This is a genomic window from Bacillus sp. ISL-35 (assembly GCF_018613355.1).
Lineage (GTDB): Bacteria > Bacillota > Bacilli > Bacillales > Cytobacillaceae > Mesobacillus.
In genome coordinates, this window is sequence record NZ_JAGGQK010000012.1 from 1 (window position 1) to 19,512 (window position 19,512).

At 43.3% G+C, this 19,512-nt stretch carries 21 protein-coding genes; 8 read left to right on the forward strand and 13 right to left on the reverse strand.

Annotation, left to right across the window (positions count from 1 at the left end):
* Positions 1-76: 76 nt before the first annotated feature.
* Positions 77-535 (reverse strand): DUF305 domain-containing protein, encoded by a 459-nt coding sequence (locus tag J7E38_RS16525; RefSeq protein ID WP_214705132.1) that lies wholly within the window; start codon positions 533-535, stop codon positions 77-79.
* Between the two features lie 313 nt (positions 536-848).
* Between J7E38_RS16525 and J7E38_RS16530 the strand changes: the two genes are divergently transcribed.
* Positions 849-2,342 (forward strand): peptide MFS transporter, encoded by a 1,494-nt coding sequence (locus J7E38_RS16530; RefSeq protein ID WP_214705131.1) that lies wholly within the window; start codon positions 849-851, stop codon positions 2,340-2,342.
* 208 nt (positions 2,343-2,550) lie between these two features.
* Here J7E38_RS16530 and J7E38_RS16535 read toward each other — a convergent pair whose 3' ends face one another.
* Entirely contained in the window at positions 2,551-3,528 is a 978-nt protein-coding gene (locus tag J7E38_RS16535; RefSeq protein ID WP_214705130.1) for a bifunctional NUDIX hydrolase family protein/GNAT family N-acetyltransferase, read from the reverse strand.
* 311 nt (positions 3,529-3,839) lie between these two features.
* Here J7E38_RS16535 and J7E38_RS16540 point away from each other — a divergent pair, with 311 nt between their 5' ends.
* The 5 genes from J7E38_RS16540 (at position 3,840) to J7E38_RS16560 (ending at position 8,998) form a co-directional block, all read left to right on the forward strand.
* Positions 3,840-4,592, forward strand: a complete 753-nt coding sequence (locus tag J7E38_RS16540) for a sensor histidine kinase (RefSeq protein ID WP_214705129.1) — start codon at positions 3,840-3,842, stop codon at positions 4,590-4,592.
* On the forward strand, positions 4,589-5,287 hold the full coding sequence (locus J7E38_RS16545) for a response regulator transcription factor (RefSeq protein WP_214705128.1): 699 nt from the start codon (positions 4,589-4,591) through the stop codon (positions 5,285-5,287). Before J7E38_RS16540 ends, J7E38_RS16545 begins: the two co-directional genes overlap by 4 nt.
* Positions 5,287-6,612 (forward strand): hypothetical protein, encoded by a 1,326-nt coding sequence (locus J7E38_RS16550; RefSeq protein ID WP_214705127.1) that lies wholly within the window; start codon positions 5,287-5,289, stop codon positions 6,610-6,612. The genes J7E38_RS16545 and J7E38_RS16550 overlap by 1 nt, the downstream gene beginning before the upstream one ends.
* 103 nt (positions 6,613-6,715) lie before the next feature.
* Positions 6,716-7,633 (forward strand): acetamidase/formamidase family protein, encoded by a 918-nt coding sequence (locus J7E38_RS16555; RefSeq protein ID WP_214705126.1) that lies wholly within the window; start codon positions 6,716-6,718, stop codon positions 7,631-7,633.
* A 3-nt stretch (positions 7,634-7,636) separates the two neighbouring features.
* On the forward strand, positions 7,637-8,998 hold the full coding sequence (locus J7E38_RS16560; RefSeq protein ID WP_214705125.1) for an APC family permease: 1,362 nt from the start codon (positions 7,637-7,639) through the stop codon (positions 8,996-8,998).
* 82 nt (positions 8,999-9,080) lie between these two features.
* On the opposite strand, the gene J7E38_RS16565 is transcribed toward J7E38_RS16560, so the two are convergent.
* The 6 genes from J7E38_RS16565 to J7E38_RS16590 all read right to left on the reverse strand — a co-directional run bounded on the left by J7E38_RS16565 (position 9,081) and on the right by J7E38_RS16590 (position 14,233).
* Positions 9,081-9,719 carry a 2OG-Fe(II) oxygenase gene (locus J7E38_RS16565; protein WP_215038733.1) on the reverse strand — a complete coding sequence of 213 codons (639 nt, stop codon included), beginning with the start codon at positions 9,717-9,719 and terminating at the stop codon, positions 9,081-9,083.
* A gap of 253 nt (positions 9,720-9,972) precedes the next feature.
* On the reverse strand, positions 9,973-10,839 hold the full coding sequence (locus J7E38_RS16570; RefSeq protein ID WP_214705123.1) for a GNAT family N-acetyltransferase: 867 nt from the start codon (positions 10,837-10,839) through the stop codon (positions 9,973-9,975).
* A gap of 26 nt (positions 10,840-10,865) precedes the next feature.
* Positions 10,866-11,093: a hypothetical protein gene (locus tag J7E38_RS16575; RefSeq protein ID WP_214705122.1), complete on the reverse strand. Its 228-nt coding sequence runs from the start codon at positions 11,091-11,093 to the stop codon at positions 10,866-10,868.
* Positions 11,090-11,380, reverse strand: a complete 291-nt coding sequence (locus tag J7E38_RS16580) for a hypothetical protein (protein ID WP_214705121.1) — start codon at positions 11,378-11,380, stop codon at positions 11,090-11,092. Before J7E38_RS16580 ends, J7E38_RS16575 begins: the two co-directional genes overlap by 4 nt.
* A 73-nt stretch (positions 11,381-11,453) precedes the next feature.
* Complete coding sequence (locus tag J7E38_RS16585; protein ID WP_214705120.1) at positions 11,454-12,500, reverse strand: ADP-ribosylglycohydrolase family protein; 1,047 nt, start codon at positions 12,498-12,500, stop codon at positions 11,454-11,456.
* Positions 12,501-12,589: 89 nt separating this feature from the next.
* Positions 12,590-14,233, reverse strand: a complete 1,644-nt coding sequence (locus J7E38_RS16590; protein ID WP_214705119.1) for an ABC transporter substrate-binding protein — start codon at positions 14,231-14,233, stop codon at positions 12,590-12,592.
* Between the two features lie 96 nt (positions 14,234-14,329).
* On the opposite strand from J7E38_RS16590, the gene J7E38_RS16595 reads away from it, so the two are divergent.
* Positions 14,330-15,580 carry an MDR family MFS transporter gene (locus tag J7E38_RS16595; protein ID WP_214705118.1) on the forward strand — a complete coding sequence of 417 codons (1,251 nt, stop codon included), beginning with the start codon at positions 14,330-14,332 and terminating at the stop codon, positions 15,578-15,580.
* 39 nt (positions 15,581-15,619) lie between these two features.
* On the opposite strand, the gene J7E38_RS24185 is transcribed toward J7E38_RS16595, so the two are convergent.
* Positions 15,620-15,751 (reverse strand): hypothetical protein, encoded by a 132-nt coding sequence (locus J7E38_RS24185; RefSeq protein ID WP_285291754.1) that lies wholly within the window; start codon positions 15,749-15,751, stop codon positions 15,620-15,622.
* A gap of 113 nt (positions 15,752-15,864) precedes the next feature.
* On the opposite strand from J7E38_RS24185, the gene J7E38_RS16600 reads away from it, so the two are divergent.
* The gene (locus J7E38_RS16600) at positions 15,865-16,884 is read left to right on the forward strand and encodes an acyltransferase (protein WP_214705117.1); all 1,020 of its coding nucleotides are present in this window, start codon (positions 15,865-15,867) and stop codon (positions 16,882-16,884) included.
* Between the two features lie 23 nt (positions 16,885-16,907).
* Here the strand turns inward: J7E38_RS16600 and J7E38_RS16605 are convergent, their stop codons facing one another.
* Genes J7E38_RS16605 through J7E38_RS23965 form a run of 4 tightly spaced genes read right to left on the reverse strand, consistent with a single transcriptional unit; the run spans position 16,908 to position 19,391 of the window.
* Positions 16,908-17,171 (reverse strand): hypothetical protein, encoded by a 264-nt coding sequence (locus J7E38_RS16605; protein WP_214705116.1) that lies wholly within the window; start codon positions 17,169-17,171, stop codon positions 16,908-16,910.
* Between the two features lie 24 nt (positions 17,172-17,195).
* Complete coding sequence (locus tag J7E38_RS16610; RefSeq protein ID WP_214705115.1) at positions 17,196-17,468, reverse strand: DUF4176 domain-containing protein; 273 nt, start codon at positions 17,466-17,468, stop codon at positions 17,196-17,198.
* Between the two features lie 14 nt (positions 17,469-17,482).
* Positions 17,483-18,301 (reverse strand): hypothetical protein, encoded by an 819-nt coding sequence (locus J7E38_RS16615; RefSeq protein WP_214705114.1) that lies wholly within the window; start codon positions 18,299-18,301, stop codon positions 17,483-17,485.
* A 22-nt stretch (positions 18,302-18,323) separates the two neighbouring features.
* The gene (locus J7E38_RS23965) at positions 18,324-19,391 is read right to left on the reverse strand and encodes a hypothetical protein (RefSeq protein ID WP_214705113.1); all 1,068 of its coding nucleotides are present in this window, start codon (positions 19,389-19,391) and stop codon (positions 18,324-18,326) included.
* Positions 19,392-19,512: the final 121 nt, after the last annotated feature.

Consider the following 19,512-nt stretch of genomic DNA (forward strand, 5'->3'; position numbering starts at 1 on the left):
CGGGCATAGCCCGGGGTTTTCCTATTCACAAGAAAAAGACTAATCCGATTCGGATTAGCCTCTTTAAAAATACCTGTTAGTCTTCCTTCTCCTCAAGATCTTTAATCAGCGCCTTCATTTCGCTGATTTCTTTTTGCTGTGCTTCGATGATGCCATCCGCGAGTTTTCGTACTCGGGGATTTTCGATATTGGCACGTTCGCTTGTCAGAATCGCGATGGAGTGGTGCGGAATCATTGCTTTCATCCATGACACATCATCGACGGTGGACTGGCTGCGGACGAGGAACAGCGAAACCGCAATCAACAGTGCGCTGCCTGCGTATATGCCAAGGTTCACTTTCTTGTTTGTGTACATTTTGCTCATGAATGCGAGCATGACAATCGCCATGACCCCGCCCATGATGAGTGCCATATATAATCTCGTTTCACTGAAGAATACATGATCAATACTGTATGCATTCAAGTACATCAGAATCAGCATGATAATCGTCGATGTCAGGACCATCAGGCCAAATCTGCCGTAATGATTTTTCATTTTTTCTCCTCCTTATTCCATTCGTTATTTGTCAGATACCCTGATGGCTAATATTTATTCATATAGAACTTGTTGGTTTGCATTTCCAGCAAAAGGGGTAAATACGGTTTGGCTATAGCGCAGCAATTTTCACAGTTAACTGATAATTCCATTTTTATTAATAATCTAATAATTTTTAATAAACTTTCTTTTTGTGAAAAAAGGAGTATAAATCCTTATATATCAACACTTTGTAAGGTTCTTTCCTGAATTTGTTTTTGACAATTCACACTACGAAAAGTATTCTAGAATAGATAAACAGGGAGGGGTAACCATGTCAAACCATAATAGGCAGAAAATTGTGGACAGTGTCCCGCAGACTGGATTCTTCGGACATCCTAAAGGACTTTTCACTCTTTTCTTCACTGAATTTTGGGAACGCTTTTCTTACTATGGAATGAGAGCGATCCTTGTATTCTACATGTACTATGAAGTATCAAAAGGCGGCCTGGGGCTTGATGAAACATTAGCACTTTCCATCATGTCCATTTATGGCTCACTCGTTTATATGTCAGGTGTCATCGGAGGATGGCTTGCTGACCGTATTTTCGGTACATCAAGAGCTGTCTTCTACGGCGGAATCCTGATCATGCTGGGACATATCGCGCTAGCCATTCCAGGAAGTGTAGCGATGTTCTTCGTGTCAATGATCCTGATCGTCATCGGTACAGGTCTCTTGAAGCCAAACGTATCAACTGTCGTTGGTGAAATGTACAGCGAAACTGATGCTCGTCGTGACGCTGGTTTCACGATTTTCTACATGGGTATCAACGCTGGTGCATTCCTTGCACCGCTAATCGTTGGAGCAGTCTCTGACGCTTATAACTTCCATTTCGGCTTTGCAATCGCCGCAATCGGAATGTTCGTTGGACTAGTTGTTTTCGTTCTGACAAAGAAAAAGAATCTGGGTCTTGCTGGTACAGATGTGCCAAACCCGCTTTCACCATCTGAAAAGAAGAAAACATTTACGATTTTTGGTATCGCAATCGTTGCAATCGGTATTTTAAGTGCTATTTTAATTAATGCTGGACTTTTAACATTCGAAAGCTTTATTAACCTTGTAACGATTCTTGGTATCTTAATTCCGACTGCATACTTTATCGTGATGTATCGCAGCCCTAAAACAACAGAAGTTGAGCGTTCACGTGTTCTTGCTTACATTCCGTTATTCCTGGCTGCTGTTATGTTCTGGGCAATCCAGGAGCAAGGGTCAACCATCCTTGCGAACTATGCGGACAAGCGTACACAACTAGAATTCGCTGGAATGACGATCTCTCCAGCATGGTTCCAGTCACTGAACCCATTATTCATCATTATCTTTGCACCAATTTTCGCTGGATTCTGGGTAAAGCTTGGTGATCGCCAGCCATCAATTCCAAAGAAATTCTCATTCTCATTGATTTTTGCTGGTCTTTCATTCCTGGTCATCCTGATTCCTGGATACTTCACAGGAACAGATGCACTTGTTAGCCCATTATGGCTTGTGCTAAGTTACCTGATCGTTGTCTTCGGTGAATTGTTGATCTCTCCAGTTGGTCTGTCAGCAACAACCAAACTGGCGCCGGCTGCTTTCTCTGCACAAACAATGAGCCTTTGGTTCCTTGCAAGTGCCGCAGCACAAGCAATCAATGCACAGATCGTTAAATTCTACTCTGCAGATACAGAAATGACTTACTTCGGTACAATCGGTGGAGCATCCATCGTTCTTGGTATCATCCTGTTCATCATGTCTCCTAAGATCCAGGCATATATGAAGGGGATTAAGTAATAAGAAAAGCGTAAGCGCCTTGGTCAGCCCCGACAAGCGCTGGAGGGCTGACCGGTGAAGTCGTTCTTTGACTTCATTGGGCAGACCGAAGCGACTCGAGGGGCTAGGCGCTGAAGCTGGACATTTCTCGAAGTGAAAATTAACTTTCTTATCTCAAAAAAAGACGGCTTTCTCCCAATAAGGAGAGCCGTCTTTTTTTGTGCCACGCTTAGATACTTATGATTTTATTTAGGTTCGACTGTTTCCGGTAACGGATGATGCACATATTCTCGTTGATTTCCTTGAATTCTCCGGTTCGCCTGTACCCCATTTTTTCATATAAATAGCAGTTCCGCTCCTCTGTGAGAATGGTATCCAACTCCCAGGCATCTGCTTCAGGGTGCATGAGTTCAAGGCGTTTCATCACTTGCTGGGCAATGCCCCTGTTCTGATAGCTTTCTAATATATTCATGATCCGAAGCCTCATTAACCCAGAGGACTTTTCATGGACATTGACGCTTCCCGCTAGAGTGCCTTCAAAAAGTATTTTGTAGTAATCCCCTTGTTCGAATCTTGCTGAAAATCTCTCCATCGTTTGCGTGACAGGACTCGTCTCATGGTCATTGTATTTTTTATACAGAGGCATGAAAACTTCCTTCTGCAGAGCTAAAAGTTCCTCGGCATCCTCAAGGGTAGCTTTTTTCAGGGAGATGTTTGAATTGACCATTCCAAATAACAGGTCGAAATAGTTAAAAGGGATAAACTCACCGTTTTTCACCATTTCCTTTATCTCCTCTTCACTTGCCCATCTTGCATCCGCCACTTCCTCTTCCTGAAGATGCAGCTCCTCAATAGCGATATTTTGCCTGACCAGCCAGATGTCATCGAAGCCTTCCGGAAACTTCACGGTAAATAATCGCTCCGCTCTTTCCATGTCCAGGTTGATTCCGATTTCTTCCTTTGCCTCGCGAATAGCAGCCTGCTCACTATCATCGCCCATGATGGCAGAACCCGCAGCCGAACAGTCCCACATATTCGGAAAGCCAATTTTCCATGGCTGTCTCCTTTGAATCAGAAACTGGCCATCATCATTCACGATCCAGACGTGGACAACCAGATGATGATCCCCCGGCTTTATCTCCTTCCCTCTTTCATGGATGAGATCCGTCATATGCCTGTATTGGTCGTATATATTCCATAGTTCCATGGAGGTCACCTCACTTTACTGATTTTTCCATTATACAGCTTTCCCGCAGTCTTTAGATAGAACTATTTTGGTTTCCAGCCAAAGCTGTCCGAACTGGAGACTGCTTCGGACAGCTTTTCTGCATTTTGTGCTTAACCTGTCCGAACTCAGGACTGCTTCGTACAACTTTTCTGTAAACATTGGACATACTCCCAAAACTCATCAGAAGGCATTTTATGAATTGTCCCAAACCATCCAAAGGGTGTACCACATTACCAAAAAGGAGTAAGATAGATAAAAAAATAGGCAACACTTAAAGGACTGAATCAGTTATGATAAGTGCTTCTGCTCTTTTCTCGATCATAATCTTCCTGTGTCTGTTGATCCCAATCATCGCATTGGTCATTCTCAGCATTCTCAAGCTGCTTGAAAAAGAATTTGATTATCTGCAAATGGAAAATAAGCAGATCCAGTTGGAAACACAGCTTCATCAAATGGAATATTTGCAGCTGAGTCAGCAAATCCGTCCGCATTTCCTATTTAACAGTTTGAATGCGATGATGTCCCTCGCCAGGCTGAACAGGAATGAGGATCTCATTCAGTCAATGGAAAAGTTTTCACTGTTTCTAAGGTATCAAAACAAGGACAAGGAGTCCCTGGTTCCTTTTGAAAAAGAACTGGAACATACCAAAAACTATTTGGCCATTCAACAGCTGCGTTTTGGCAAAAAACTTGAAATTGAGATCACTATCGATGTACATGCAGCCCAAACACTTCTTCCTCCCTACACCCTTCAGACATTCGTCGAAAATGCATTTAAACATGGCCTTGAAAATAAACGCGGAGAAAAGAGGCTCCAGATCGACCTCCGACGGGAAGGCAACTGGGTCGTCTTGAAGGTAATGGACAATGGTGAGACTGACGCAGGCCAGTATCTAACGGAAGGGGATGGAACAGGGATGGAGAATATCCGAAAACGAATGGAATTGCTATTTGAATTGCATACTGAGGTTTCAATGAAACGAAAGCCAGAATGGACTGAAGTGAAAGCCATTTGGCCATATACACCGGGGGACTCACAATGAATCTATTAATTGTCGATGATGAACCATTGGAGCTTGAACAGCTCTCCTATTTGGTAAAAAAACAATATCCAAACTGGACCATATACACTGCCGAAGATGCAGTTGAAGCCAGACAACTGGTTAAAAGCCACTCGTTTCCGCTCGCTTTTGTTGATATCCAATTACCAGGCGATTCCGGACTCGACTTTTGTGAATACTTGAGGACAAATGATATCGATACGGAAGTTGTACTGATTACAGCTTATCAGGATTTTAGCTATGCCAAGCAGGCAATCCGTCTCAATGTGCTGGACTATCTTGTAAAACCGGTCATTGAAAAAGAGCTTTTCAATATGATTGAAGATTTCTTGCAAAAAAAAGCGTTCACGCAAACCAAATCCGTCCTCATCAACAACGTCCTGTCAATTGTCCATGAAGAGTACAACCAAAAGCTGCAGCTGTCCGACCTGGCAAGGAAAGTATATGTTACACCTACTTACTTAAGCAAAAAGTTCACCGAAGTAGTCGGCGTCAAATTCACTGACTATATCAACCATTTCCGGATCCAGAAAGCCAAACAGCTGATGATTGACAACCCTGATTGGAGTCTGTTCCAGATTGCTGAGCATGTCGGCTTTTCGAGTCAGCACCATTTCAGTAACTTGTTCAAGAAAATTGAAGGAATCACTCCTAGTCAATTCAAGGAGAATCACTGATGGTCGATTGGTATTTACTCTTATTTATTGCCTTTACCCTTGTCATTCTTTTCATAGATAAAATTGGAAGCCAGCGCAGTGTCTATGAATATACGAATAAAAAGGAAGTTGGGTTGAGCGGCGGCACCTTTTCTCTGGTGATCCCATATATGACTGGAGCTACCTTCCTCTTCCCATTCTTCTTTACCCTAAAAGGAGGGGCATCCAGCTTCTTTATTTTCATGGTGTCTCCATTGATCTTGTACTCTATTTTGAGAAATATGATTGACAGTGAGGAAAGAACCGCTGAAATTCTCCCAGATCAAATTACTGGCGGTAAAGAAAACGTTATTACAATTTTGATCTTCGGTATTTCCAGTATCGGGAGCATCCAGATCCAGACGGCATTGATGGCCATGCTGTTCAGGGACTTCCTTCATCAACCTGCCATCCTGGGCGTATTCTTGTTCCTGACTTTTAGTTTTGTTTTGTTTGGTCTTGGTGGCAGGGACGGCGTAAATAAGGTCGGAAGTTTGCTTCTGATTGGGATATTATTCGTCATCTCTTTCACTATCCTGACCCTTTATTTACAGACGGGAACCGGGGTAGTTTATCAGCAGATCGTCAAAACCTACAACGGTCTATTCAACGGAAGCTTTGAGACAAACATCCTTTACTTCCTGACGTTTTTTCTCGTAATGTCTGGCCAAATTTTCACCAGCTATTACTTCTGGGAATCAGTTAAAGCCATAAGGCCGAATCACCGCATATCAGCTTTAAGATATTCATCTTTTTCATGGACAGCCTTATTGCTTTCCTTTACAGGTTTTTCACTCTACTTGATGGCGCATACTGATGCGTTTACGGCTTTAGAATTGATAGAGTCGGTCATCCAATCGAACAGCATCATGTCACATATTTTCATCTATGCAGGCATCTCCATGCTCGCAGCGGGGACAGGGCATTCTCTATACTCCATGCTCACCATCTATCTGCAGATCCGTTCAGCGAGGCAAACTCAGCGATCATCCTATCACACCCTGAAACAGACCTATTTATTTGGCATGATTCTGATGTTTGTCATTGGAATGGCTGGCATCCAGCTTTCAGCATCCTTTACAGAATGGCTTCCCTATTTTGTGTCGTTCTTTTCTTCAGCAGCTGTCCCATTTTTTTATGTACTGGTGAAAAAACGTTTCTCGCGGAGGCACTTTTCTTTGACGGCCGGAATGATGAGTGTGGCTGGATTCCCAATCAGTATCATGATCAATGAGATATGGCTGGTTGCTCCCACTGCTGCTGCCCTTACTTTTGTTGTGCACATGATTGGGTCCAAATTTAATTAAAATCTTGCAAAAACAGATTGAATTTTTGCAAACAATCCCTCTTAAAAAGGTTTAGAATTTTAAGTATTCAGAAAAATTAAAATAAAATTCAGGAGGGATTACAATGACAACCCAGTTAACGACCGAATCATATATTTATGCCATGGACAAGAACAATAAGCCTGCACTCACCGTGAAGTCTGGTTCTCAGGTCGAAATTGATACATTCGACTGCTTCCAGGATCAAATCCAATCAGAAGAAACGACCTTCAATGCAATTGACTGGAACCAAATCAACCCTGCGACTGGACCGGTTTATGTCGAGGAAGCACAGCCTGGTGATATTTTAAAAGTGACCATTGACGATATCCAGCTTGGAGATCAGGGCGTCATGGTCGTGGGACCAGAACTAGGTGTTATGGGCCATCGAATGGAGAAATTCGAAGTGAAAATCATCCCTGTTAAGGATGACAAAGCGATTTTCAATGAAAAAATCGCACTGCCGCTGAACCCAATGATTGGTGTAATTGGAGTTGCTCCAGAAGGAGACGCAGTCAACAACGGAACACCTGGAGCCCACGGCGGGAATATGGATACAAAACTGATTACCACAGGGGCCACTCTATACTTCCCTGTTTTCCAGCCTGGCGCATTGTTTGCTCTTGGAGATCTACATGCAGCTATGGGAGATGGAGAAATCAGTGTCTCTGGCATTGAAATCCCCGCAAAAGTTAAGGTCACACTGGAAGTCATCAAAGGACACAGTATCAATTATCCTATACTGGAAAATGAAGATGGGGTAGCTACTCTTGTGTCAAAAGAACTTTTAGATGAGGCCGCCAATGTAGCTGTTGAAGAAATGATCGATTTGCTCCAGCCGCAGACAGATTTGTCACTGGCTGAGTTCACCATGCTGATGAGTGCAGCTGGCCAGGCCCAGATCAGCCAGATTGTAGACCCGTTAAAAACAGCCAGGTTCTTTGTGCCAAGGTCTATCCTCGAAGCCTACGACATTAAATTGTTCCAGAAAGAGGTGGTATAATCCGTGGCTGAATTACAAACATCTCAAAAACAGACAAATATGGGATATAAACAGGAGTTAAAAAGATCCCTGACGTTCTGGGATTTATTGATTTATGGTTTGGTATTCATGGTACCGATCGCTCCGTTCGGAATTTACGGAGCAGTAGCCCAGGGATCAAACGGTATGGTGGCCCTGGCCTATCTCATTGGAATGGTCGGAATGATTTTTACAGCGCTAAGCTATGCGAGAATGTCAGAAGCTTTTCCGATTGCAGGCTCGGTTTATGCCTATGCCCAGCGCGGCATTAATGATTCAGTCGGATTTATTGCTGGCTGGCTGATCTTGCTTGATTACATCTTTGTTCCTGCACTTCTTTATTTAGTAAGTGCGGCAGCCTTGCACGATATCGTCCCAAGTATTCCATTGATCGTCTGGCTCGTTATTTTCATCGCAATCAACACCGTTGTCAACGTACTTGGAATTGAGTTTACAGCAAAGGCAAATAAGATTATCGTTGTTGCCGAGATGATTGTTTTAGTCATTTTCGTAGCTGTCGGAATTTTTGCCGTCATGAAGGGTGTCAACGGTGCTGAATTCACTTGGAAACCTTTATACGATTCGGATAATTTCAGTTTAGGAGTGGTGATGGGGGCTGTTTCAATCGCAGTACTAAGCTTTCTTGGCTTCGATGCCATCTCAACTTTGGCCGAAGAATCGAAGGGCGGCAGCAAAGCAATTGGAAACGCAATTATCTTCTCTTTGCTTGTAGTGGGTGTCTTGTTCATCATCCAAACCTGGGTTGCCGCATTGATCTGGCCTGACTATACATCATTTGAAAATGCGGATGTAGCATTCTATCAAATTGCCGAGATTGCAGGAGGACCGTGGTTAAAATGGATGACCATCATCGCCACTGCAGTAGCCTGGGGGATTGCCGACGCACTTGTTGCCCAGGCCGCGATCTCACGGATCCTGTACAGCATGGCGCGTGACCGCAAGCTTCCAAAGGTGCTGGCAAAGGTACACCCTAAGTTTAAAACTCCTTATGTAAGTACTCTGCTAGTAGCAGTTATCTCGTTGATTGTGACAGGATTCTTCGCTTCCCAGATTGGAGCATTGGCATCGGTCGTCAACTTCGGTGCATTATCGGCTTTCTTGTTCCTTCATGCATCGGTTGTTATTTATTTCATCAAGAAGCAGAAGAGCAAACAGTATTTCAAACATCTCGTGCTGCCATTAATCGGTTTCCTCATCATCGGTTATGTATGGATTTCACTTGATCCTCTTTCCAAACAGCTAGGCTTCATCTGGCTCGGAATCGGAATTGTATATTTAATTTTGCTGAAAGTATTTAAAAAGGATACCTCGCTCGATTTGGATTAAGAGTAAGGAAGCCTGCAGACTGGTTCTGCAGGCTTTTTTTAATGTATAAAAAAGAAGCATGTTCACCATGCTCCTCCATTCTCTATTTCACGCTCTTCCTTCTCATCCATTGCGTCGCTGCCCATTTGTCGCCGATGACGACTGGGGCTCCGCCGTGAAGGGTCAAGTCGTTCAAGTCTTGATTGTCATAGAAATATTCGAAATACACGGCCATGCCTTTTTGCGGGGAGACAGCGAAATTGAGTTTCGGAAAATAGGTTTCTCCGCCCTGCTCGACATCATTCAGGTACATGACGAGTGTGCTGATTCTTGGGTTGCTGACCTTTGACGAGAAAAAGTCAAAATGTGCTTTGTACTCCTGACCGATTTTATAGTTCAGGATTTGCAGTCCTTCTCCGTGTTCATTGGGAATGCCCATGATTTGCGAGATTCTTTTTTCCACTCTCGCGACTACTTCATTTTCAGCTTCGATAAACGTACTGCTGCTCGTCCTGAGTTCATCGACTTCACGGGTGTTGCCGATTTTTGAGCGTTGCAGCTTGTCCATCGAGAGCTTCATCAGTTCATCGCATTCTTCGTCGCTTAGGACATTTCCCAAAATGACGATTAGCGGTTCTTCCATTCTTGCAATTATGTTGATTTCACGATCGTCGGTTTTGATTTTGTTTCCGATGTGATTAAAAATCGTAGGTTCTTTTACAGTTAAATCAACAGCATCCATTCTCAACTTTCATCAACCTCTTAATCATAGATTTTTCCAAAAATTAGATTGATATATAAACGAAAGCATCATTCATTCTTTATGTCCCTTGTTTCCTCCTGTAATTCAAAATGGATGACAAAACCGAATCTATCACTCTATTCAATTTTTCAATTTATTTTACAACGCGGGAAGGTGATTTACTATCTTTTTTTTCACAAAAATAGGGCATCAAAAAAACGCCGCATGATGCGGCGGCGCGTTTACACAATGATCACCCATACGCCTGTGATGCGATAGTGAATAGTGTATGGTTTCTGTCTGGCATTTCCATCGTATGGATTGCCATAACTGGAGGGTTGCTGACTTTTACAAATCCGCTTTGTTCCAGGAAAGCCATCAGCTTCTCCTGGCCTGAAGGTACGTCTGCCCTTAATTTCCCTTGATGATTGGAAGCAAGGCGGTCGATGATTAATTCTGCAATTCTATGATCCGGTGCAACAACCGGGCCCAAAGTCAGATTAACAGAGCCTAATACAGAAAGGCCAAATCCTATAATTCTTGAATTCTCATCCTTCACAACGATACATTGATTTGACTGTTGAATCCTATTGCGAAGAAAGATGCTTCTTTTCTCCCCGAAAGCAGCTCCATCCAGCTTAAGAATATCTTCCAATTCCTTATCCTTAAAAGCTTGTATTGAAATCTCGCTTATATTTTCCAGATTGGTTGGATTATATTTGTCGCAAAGATATTTATGGACCGAGTCGACTACTGTGAAACCCAATTTCTCGTATAAGGGTTGGCCATCAAGCGTAGCAATTAACAGGATAGAGCGATCACGACTGCTCTCTATACATTTTTGCATAACCTCTTTTCCCAGACCGAGCCCTCGATAATCGCTATGAACAATCACCATACCAATTGAAGCGAGCAGACGGTCATAGTGAATGATCGCTGCACTGGAGACAACCTCGCCTTCACTATTCTTGTGGCCATATATTTTATAGGATGAGGATAATAGTGTGGCAACTTCCTCCTCGTCATAATCCCAGCCGACTGATGCTGACAGCTCAATCAAGCCTCTCGCATCCATTACATTCAATTCGACTAATTCAACTGATTTGTTTGATGGCTTCATAAAGGGTTCTCCTCTAGTTTTGAAATTCAACTTCCACTGGTAATTTGAAGAAAACCTGCCTCTGAGAACGCCTTCCGAAGGAGCTTCCTTGCTTCAACATGATCCCAGAACAACGCGGTATCAAGAGTAATAGAACCATTCTCCAGTACGTCTGAAATCTCCCATAATTCTTGTTTGATCTCCGGGTCTTCCGCCTCTAGAACGAACCTTTGGATAGAATCAAGCAAATCCTTGCCAGTCGGTTCTATCATCATTTTGGATCACCGCCCTTTGCCTGCGCCAAGCGCTTAACTTCTATTAGGAATTCTTCATTTGTCATTTCGCCAGTTAAAACTTTCCTGACCAGTTCTGTGTGGTATTCCTCCACCTTAAATCCTGACAATTCTAATGAGACTCTTGCATTCTTTATCGCCTGTTCCATAGAGTCAGCCATGACAGCCTCACCTCCGGAAAACGCCAGACATTGTAAAATGGAGCGATTACCAAAATTAAAGATGCAAACAGCGCGCTCACCATGCAGCTGATAATATGTTTTTCCCACTCCATATAGCTCTCCTGTCTTTCCAGGTTAAAAACAAAGAGAATCCCAGGATTCATCAGGATTCTCCCTTAACCTATACCGTTTCATATCTATCATATAATCTGCCAGCCATATCGACAATCAATTCTTTTAGCTCGACTTGATTCACCCAATCTTCTGGCAAAGCCTTAAGACCGTAGCAGGCACCAAGGATGTTCCCACAGATCGAACCGGTCGAGTCACTATCGCCATCATGGTTCACTGACAGGATCAAGGCCTTCCGAAAATCGGTTTCTTTCAATGCGCAGTACAATGCAATCGCAAGTGCTTCCTCGGCAACCCAGCCTTCGCCAAGCTGAGATATCGCCTTTTCAGGATTCACGTCACTGCGGGATAGTCCAACCGCAGCCTCTATCGAATTCAATGTTTCTATATGATGTGGGTAGCTTTTCAAAATAGCAATGGCCGACTCGGTGCTTTCGGATATGCTTTTACCATTGAGCAGTTCTGCAATGATCACAGCGAGTGATCCAGCTGCCAGGTACCCTGATGGATGTCCATGGGTAATCGCGGCGATTTCCGCAGCCACTCTGAAAGCTTGCTCCGAGTCTTTATGTAAAAATAAGCCGACCGGCGCCACCCGCATGACCCCGCCACAGCCTTTGCTATTGTTGATCGGCTTTTCGATCGTTCCCATTTTATTGCTTTCAAGCGCCGACAGGCATGTGTTGCCCGGGGCTCTCGCTGAGTACAATTCTTTATATTGTAGAATGCTGCTGCCCGCCTCATGTGGCTGGGGATCAAGCAGCCAGTCATAATGCTCATCCGGCAGGCTTCTTGTCTGGGTATAAAGCCAGCGGAGATAAGATTGATAGGTTCCGCTTCCTGCAAAGCTCCCAATCCCCCGTTCGCTCATGCGGTCATATGCCCAGATCAGGCCATCAGCCGTGAACAGAGTCATCTGGGTATCATCGGAAAACAAAGCTTTCCCCTTGAAACGATCCAGCTCTAAATCGGTTATACCTTCCTCGCCGAATCTCGCTTTAATTTCATCAAGCTTCATGAACTCAACCGTATAACCAAGAGCATCTCCAATCGCACCGCCAAGCAAGGATGCTATGAACAAATCTTTTTTAGACATAGGGACTCCTTTGGAATTGAAATTTATTAATAGTATTCTTCACCATATCGGCCAAATCCTTCATTTTTAACAAACCGGGACAGGCACCGTCATACAGACTTAGTCCAGAGCTTCGTCAAATCAACGTATCCAAAATGCTTAATCTCCACATTCATCAGATTGATAGAAAACGGGATTTGCCGTTTTGTGTAATACAGGGGAACACACAGGGATTCGTCTTTCATATATTGTTCGATTTGCAAATGCAGACTGCTCCATTGCTCAAATGGCGTCGTTGTATAGTCTTGAACCTTCTGCTGAAAAAAATCACTTCTTTCAATCAGGTAGTGAAGCGGTGAGAATCTGTTTTTCAAGAAAAAGAAGTAGGAGAAACTTTGGTTCATTTCGAAAATTTCTCCGTGGATAAATAAGTCCGCTCCCATTTTCACCTTAGGATTATACAGAGCATCCTGGAAGGATACTTCCTCCATTTCGACATCAAGCCCGGCTGCTTCCAGTTTTTCTTTTAGCCATAAGGACGTGTTTGTCGTGTAGTTCACATAGATCATCCTAAGCGGCGCTGTTAAGGACGGTTTTGGCAGATCAGGCATGGTGTAAGGCCTGGATAAGCCAATCAGGCAGCCTTCATTGTTTCCGGTGATCCTTCCATCAACATCCGGAAGCTCCTGGCGGTGCCTGTCGATGACCATGTGGATGTAGTCACGGACTTCTTTACGGGCCATGTCCGATTTGCGATATGGATTCATGACCACAATGCCAAATCCTGAATCGCTTTCCACCTTGAAGGTATCGATTTGTTTGGATTCATGGCCCGCATGATAGACCACCTGAAATTCTCTAGGTACCTGGATGAATTCCACACGATCAAGCAGCGGCCGATACCCGTAGTATTGTTTGAACGCGCTAAGAGCTGTTTTCTCTGCAGATTCCTCTGCCAGATAAAATCCTCCTGTCCCCAGCAGCTTTCCATTCACTTCTTTAAAGATGCTTGCCGTCAAGAGACCCAAGAGCTGGAGTACATAGGAGCAGCCGCCAGGAAACTCAAGCTTTACCACCAGTGGAGATGGAGTCGTGATTGCCGTGATGGGTTCCCATAGATCCGCAAAATTCTCATCCTCTTTCATTTGCTGCAAACAACGGACGGCATCCTCCGCTTTTAATATCGAGCCATCATGGAAGGCAACATCCTTCCGCAAATACACCAAGAGCTGGGTATCTGTATATTCCCAGCTGTGAGCCAGTTCCGGGTCAACCGAATCGTCGGCATTCAAGGTGACGAGCCTATTATAGAGATTGGCGATGATATTTGCGCTGTGGGCATCCGCCAATTTTAAAGGATGAAAGGTGACGAAAGGATAAAATCTTGGGATGATCAAGCTGTCCTGGCCTTCCTGGTTGAAGCCCAGCTTTGCCTGGAAAGCAGTCATCAGCCGCTGCTTCGTTTCCACCGTCCAATCCAGCAGCAGTAATTTGCTTACAGACTCGATTGGTTCTTTTTCAAGGCTCCTGAAAAATAGATCTTCATATTCCTGCTCAACTTGACAATTCCACTCCATAGACGAGGTATTTCCCCTTCCCCTCCCGGACTGGAACGTGAGCCAGCCTTCCTCCTGCCATTGCTGCAGCTTTCGGCGTGTCTGCTTTGTACTGAGCATCAATACTTCAGCAAGCTCCTCTACTTTTACGGTCCCTGATTTGACCTGATTCCATAACAATAGTAAATAGCGATCCATATGTTCTCCTTAAAAGTGGACATTTTTATTCAAAAAGGGGATTTTTAGTTCTATCCGTCTCCTTTAATATACAGATTATAGAAGGAGGCTGGCAATATGAAATGGAAGGAATATCCTCAAAACCTGAAAGTCCGCTTAATTACGTCATTTTTTAACCGGGCGATTTCAAGCGCCGTCATGCCGTTCATGGCTTTATTTTTCGCGCAGCATAAAGGTGCTGTCTGGGCCGGGGTTTTTCTCGGGATCAATGTGTTCATTGCCTTCATAGGAAATCTTGTTGGCGGATATATATCAGACCGGTTTCACCGTAAAACGATTTTGTTGCTTACGTCTGCAATCAGCGCTGTCACTTTTGGAGCAATGACAGTCAGCTTGCTGCCTGATCAAAAATGGATCACAGTCTTCGCTGGCGGATATATGTTTTTCATGCTGTTCAGCAGTTTGGGACGTCCTTCGATGCAGGCGATTATCATCGATTCAACGACAGCCGAAAACCGTAAGGCAATTTACGCGCTCGATTACTGGTTCACGAACTTGTCTCTGGCAATCGGTGCTGCCCTCGGCGGATTGTTTTATGCCCATCACCAGCTGGCTTTGTTTACGGCATTGACAGCTGCCTCTGCAGGTTTGCCAATCGCCTATGCAATCTGGCTCCAGGACACATCTGTTCCACAGTTGGCGCAAAAACACAAAAATATCTTTATCGACCTGATTGCTAACTACAAGGTAGCATTGCAGGATAAACCATTCGTCTTGGCGATTGTCGGAAGTATGTGCATTTACGCTGCGGAATTCTCGCTCAACAGCTATATTGGCGTCAGGCTGGCTGATGAATTCCGCCCGCTGTTTGTCGGGGACTTTGAAATCTCTGGCGTAAGGATGCTCAGTATCCTCAATATCCAGAACATGCTCCTGGTTGTGATGCTGACGTTTATCATCACAAAAATCACCGACAAGTTCGATAAGAAAAAGATGCTGCTAGCAGGGCTACTCCTTTACAGCATTGGGTACACCGTGATCACCTCTGCAAATGTCTGGTACGCTTTGCTTTTGTTCAACCTGGTCGCAACCATCGGTGAGCTGATTTACTCGCCAATCGCCAATGCTGAAAAGGCCAATATGATGCCAGAAGACAAACGCGGATCCTATTCAGCGTTTTCAGGCATCAGCTTCAGCGGCGCAGATTTAATCGCACGTTCGACGATTATCATGGGTGCCTTTTTGGTGCCGAGCATGATGAGTGTGTATATTGGGATCATTTTAATGGCGGGAACATCGCTGTTGTATGGCGGGTTGTTTGTAATTCGTGGGAAGAAACGAAAAGAGTTGCTTGTGAAAACGGTATAAAAAAAGAGGGAAAACCTTTTGTGCAGGTTTTCCCCTTTTTCATTTCACGTCTGAAGAGTCATCGTAATCGTAGCGGAAGCCGTCTGTTTGATTAGCAGAGTGTTCGTTCTTTTCGTTTTCCTGCTGCTGTTCAACTACATTCTTGTCTTGTTGCCTCTTGTCAGGATTCAAGTGCTTTCCTCCTTTTTGCCCTCTATTATCCCAAGTCAAATTGCCTTATATTCATAAGGTTGATGATCGTGGAAATACTAGGCGTATTAAATCCTGATATGAAGAGGCAACCAATGCAGCGCAATTACGCAATCGACTTCATTAAATTTTATGCCATCCTGGCAGTCGTCATCATCCATACCTTCCCGGGCAATGATCAGCCCGGCTATTTTATCCTTGATAATCTATCAAGGTTTGCCGTTCCGTTTTTCTTCGCTGCTTCAGGCTATCTGTTCAGTCTTAAGGTGAGCAGCAATCCGCAGTCCTTTGCTTACTTCAAAAAATATGTCATAAAGATCCTAAAGATTTATGTTAGCTGGCTGATTTTCTATTTCGTCTATGATGTAGCGAGAATCATGCTGACCAATGAAAATCCTTCGGTAGAACTTTCGAAGTATATGGAAAATATGACGGCACTCAATCTCCTCTATTACGGTCAAGGGACAAGCGGCTATCAGCTGTGGTTCGTGATCTCTCTGGTGTGGAGCACCGCTATTTTATATTTGTTTTACAGACTGAAAAGAGTCAGGCTACTTTTAGTGATCGCACTTTGCTTCAATCTCCTTGGCCTTTTTGGACAGTCTTATTCCATATTCGATGAACTGCCAGTGAGCACAACCCGCGCCGCTCTATATGTCAGCCTGTTCTATACCGTTTTGGGATTCTGGCTTGCCACCGTTCGAACCTGGCAAAAATATAACGGAAGGGTCTATTTCTACTTGTTTTGCCTCTTTACCCTTCTGCAAGTTCTAGAGGGGTTCTGGCTTCAGAAGGGGTTGGATGCCAAACATGGAGAGTACTTCTTTTCAACAATATTCCTTACCATATTTCTGTTCCTGTACGCATTAAGCAATCCCAATCTCGGCAAGGGCCTATCCATCACCAAAGTCGGCGCAAACTCGCTCGGAATATATGCCATTCATGTTTTTTTCATTGATATGGTCGATCTCCTCTTTGAAAAAATCGGCTTGGAACCGAGCACGCATAACTTACTGCAGAACCTGGTGGATGCGTCTCTTGTTTTTGTTTTGTCGTATCTGTCATATCAATTCCTGCAAAAGATTAAGCTATCACTCCCAAAAAATAGAGCCTGAAGATTCAGGCTCTACATACTTTATCACGGAAGGTCCTGCACTCTCTTAGCCTTGAAGGCTTGATATCCCTGCTTGCCCATCGAAAAAGCTAAATATAAAAAGAATATGGATAAGCCCGCAAAGATCACGACTCCAAACGTCCTCTCCTTCTCCACACTCTCGAAAATCTGAAGCACGGATTCAACCACCAGGTACCCAGATACGATCAATCCCAAAATACGAAAGAACAGATAATAATATTTGGCGAATTGAAAATCCTTTTCGAGATTCCTCTGCTTTTTCTTCATATTCAATCCCTACTCCCACTGAATTTATACAGTTGCTAAGTATTCAGCAAACGCATCTTCTTCTTTGTCCACATATCCTATAAAAACAGTACTTTCAATATCCTCATGGTTAAAAACAAAGGTATGATCTGGATTGATATACCCTTCTGGATAATAACAAGCTAGATAATCATACATCTTGGGTTCATTTTCATTCATCAGGATTTGCTTTCTGCCATAAATCAGCAACCTCTTACTGCCTTCCTTCAAAATAACAACAGATCCAGTTGGCAATAGTCTTTTCTTCGAATATTCCAAATCCCTTCCCCCCTTCAATCTACGATTCTCTTCGTTTTGGCAAATGATTCAATGTATGTTTCGTACACTTTTTTCATAAGATCATTTCCCAGGACGCTTTGTATTAATAACTCTTGATTATTCTCTCTATTTACATTCAACACCCAATTATGGTTCTTACTTAATACAAATCTAACGCCATCAAGCACACCCAAGTCTCTATTGATAAATACAAGCTGCCCGATGGCAGAACTATTAATTAAGGATTCTAAAAAATTTACCGTTACCTTTTCTGATAACTTTTCGTGAGTATCAATATAAGAAACTAGCTCCTCAAATGAAATTTTATCGTACGAATCCAATAGATGTATATAGGTTCCTTGGTTCATTTTACCATTAAAATGATCAGCTTTCTCCACAAGAGGAACATTCAAAGCCTGTTCGATTTCACAGAAAAAATCTTCGTGGTCCCCGGTTAATGCAAACTCAATAGCAGCTGAACCCTTGTGCATTTCCTCGACAACTTCTATGACTTGCCTGGACGAAATATAAAAATAGGAATCTCGTACTTCACCCTTTTTCTCTAGATGCAGCCATGAAATATTTTGGCTCAGTTTACAAGCCTGCAGGATCGAAAATGCTAAGGGTTCAATTCCTATCCTGCCCTCTCTTTCGATCAGGATGCCCTCAAGAAGCAAGTTATTTTTCGCTCTAATCAGTTCATTTTTCAAATCACCAGGACTTGTGGATATAAATGGGTTTGTATAGCCTATAAACGAATTAATCCCCATCAGTTTAAATAATATATACGCTTCCTTAAGATCCACTTTCAACTTCACACTATCATTGTGCATAGACGTTCTCCTTAAGAATAGACTACTTGAACCATCCTGCTACTGTATCGATTCCCTTGCCAAGACCTGTCTTAACGGTATCTTTTATACTGTCGTCTTCGCCATCCTTATCCAGATCCACATTCCACTTGATTCCTTCTGTAACATAAGTAACCCCAACAGATACCCCGAGACCGACTGCTGCAATGGTCAGGGCGCCTGCACCTACTGGCAAAGCCGCCACTGCCAGTCCGCCCACAACTATGGCTCCCGCACCTACTGCAACATTCCCTATGATATCGCCCGCCATTTTACTATTCGAAGCGTTATTAGCAAGATTTTCCTTGGTATCTGAAACTACATCAATACCTACACTCACCCATCCCAACTTGTCTTTCACTGCTGCCCCTGCTGCAACTCTAAAATTCTTCGAATAGCTTGCAGCATCTATGTAATTGCCTCTGCTTGCCTGGGACTTTATATAGGATTCATCATATATCTTATATTTCACACGCTTCCTTCCCTTGGGATCCTTCTTTCTTTGGATTGGCTGTCCGTCTTTCATTTTTACCTTGCCTTTAGAATCCCTGATGATCTCAAAGCCTCTTAACACTTTATACCCTACGTTGAAAGCAACACCTGCATCAAGCAAAGTACCGATCAGATTGGTTCCATCAAATGGTGCCAAACCATCGAAATCAGTCATCCCCAGGAAGGACTCTTTCATTTCCGTATCTTTATGTTTCCATTTATGCGCATTTTTCATAGAAGCAGATGATGGGGCTGCAAAAGCAAATCCTGAACCCTTTACAACATTTGCCGTTTTTTTGGAAGAGGCTAATCGATTCAAGTAATTTTCTGCATTACTGTAAGTATCCACAGATTGCTCAATAAACCTTTCCATTCTTTCCAGTTTAAGCCCGATTTGCTCATAGGTTCGAGAAGCTTGAGCCAGTCTGGCATGTATGTTATTCCGGGCTGAAATTCTATGATCAATACTTGGTTGAATGGACGATATACCATTAGAACCTTTACATATCCTTGATTGGATCATGGTTAAATGAATACAATAATTCCTTGTAGCCTCAAGATTTATTCTAATTTGTGACATACCAGTCCCTGCCTCCTATCCCATCTTACATAAATTGGAACCTTTAGATAATTTAACAAATTCCCAGTTTATTAGCAATTAAGAACTCTTCATAAATAAGTAATAGATTCGGTTTTAAAGT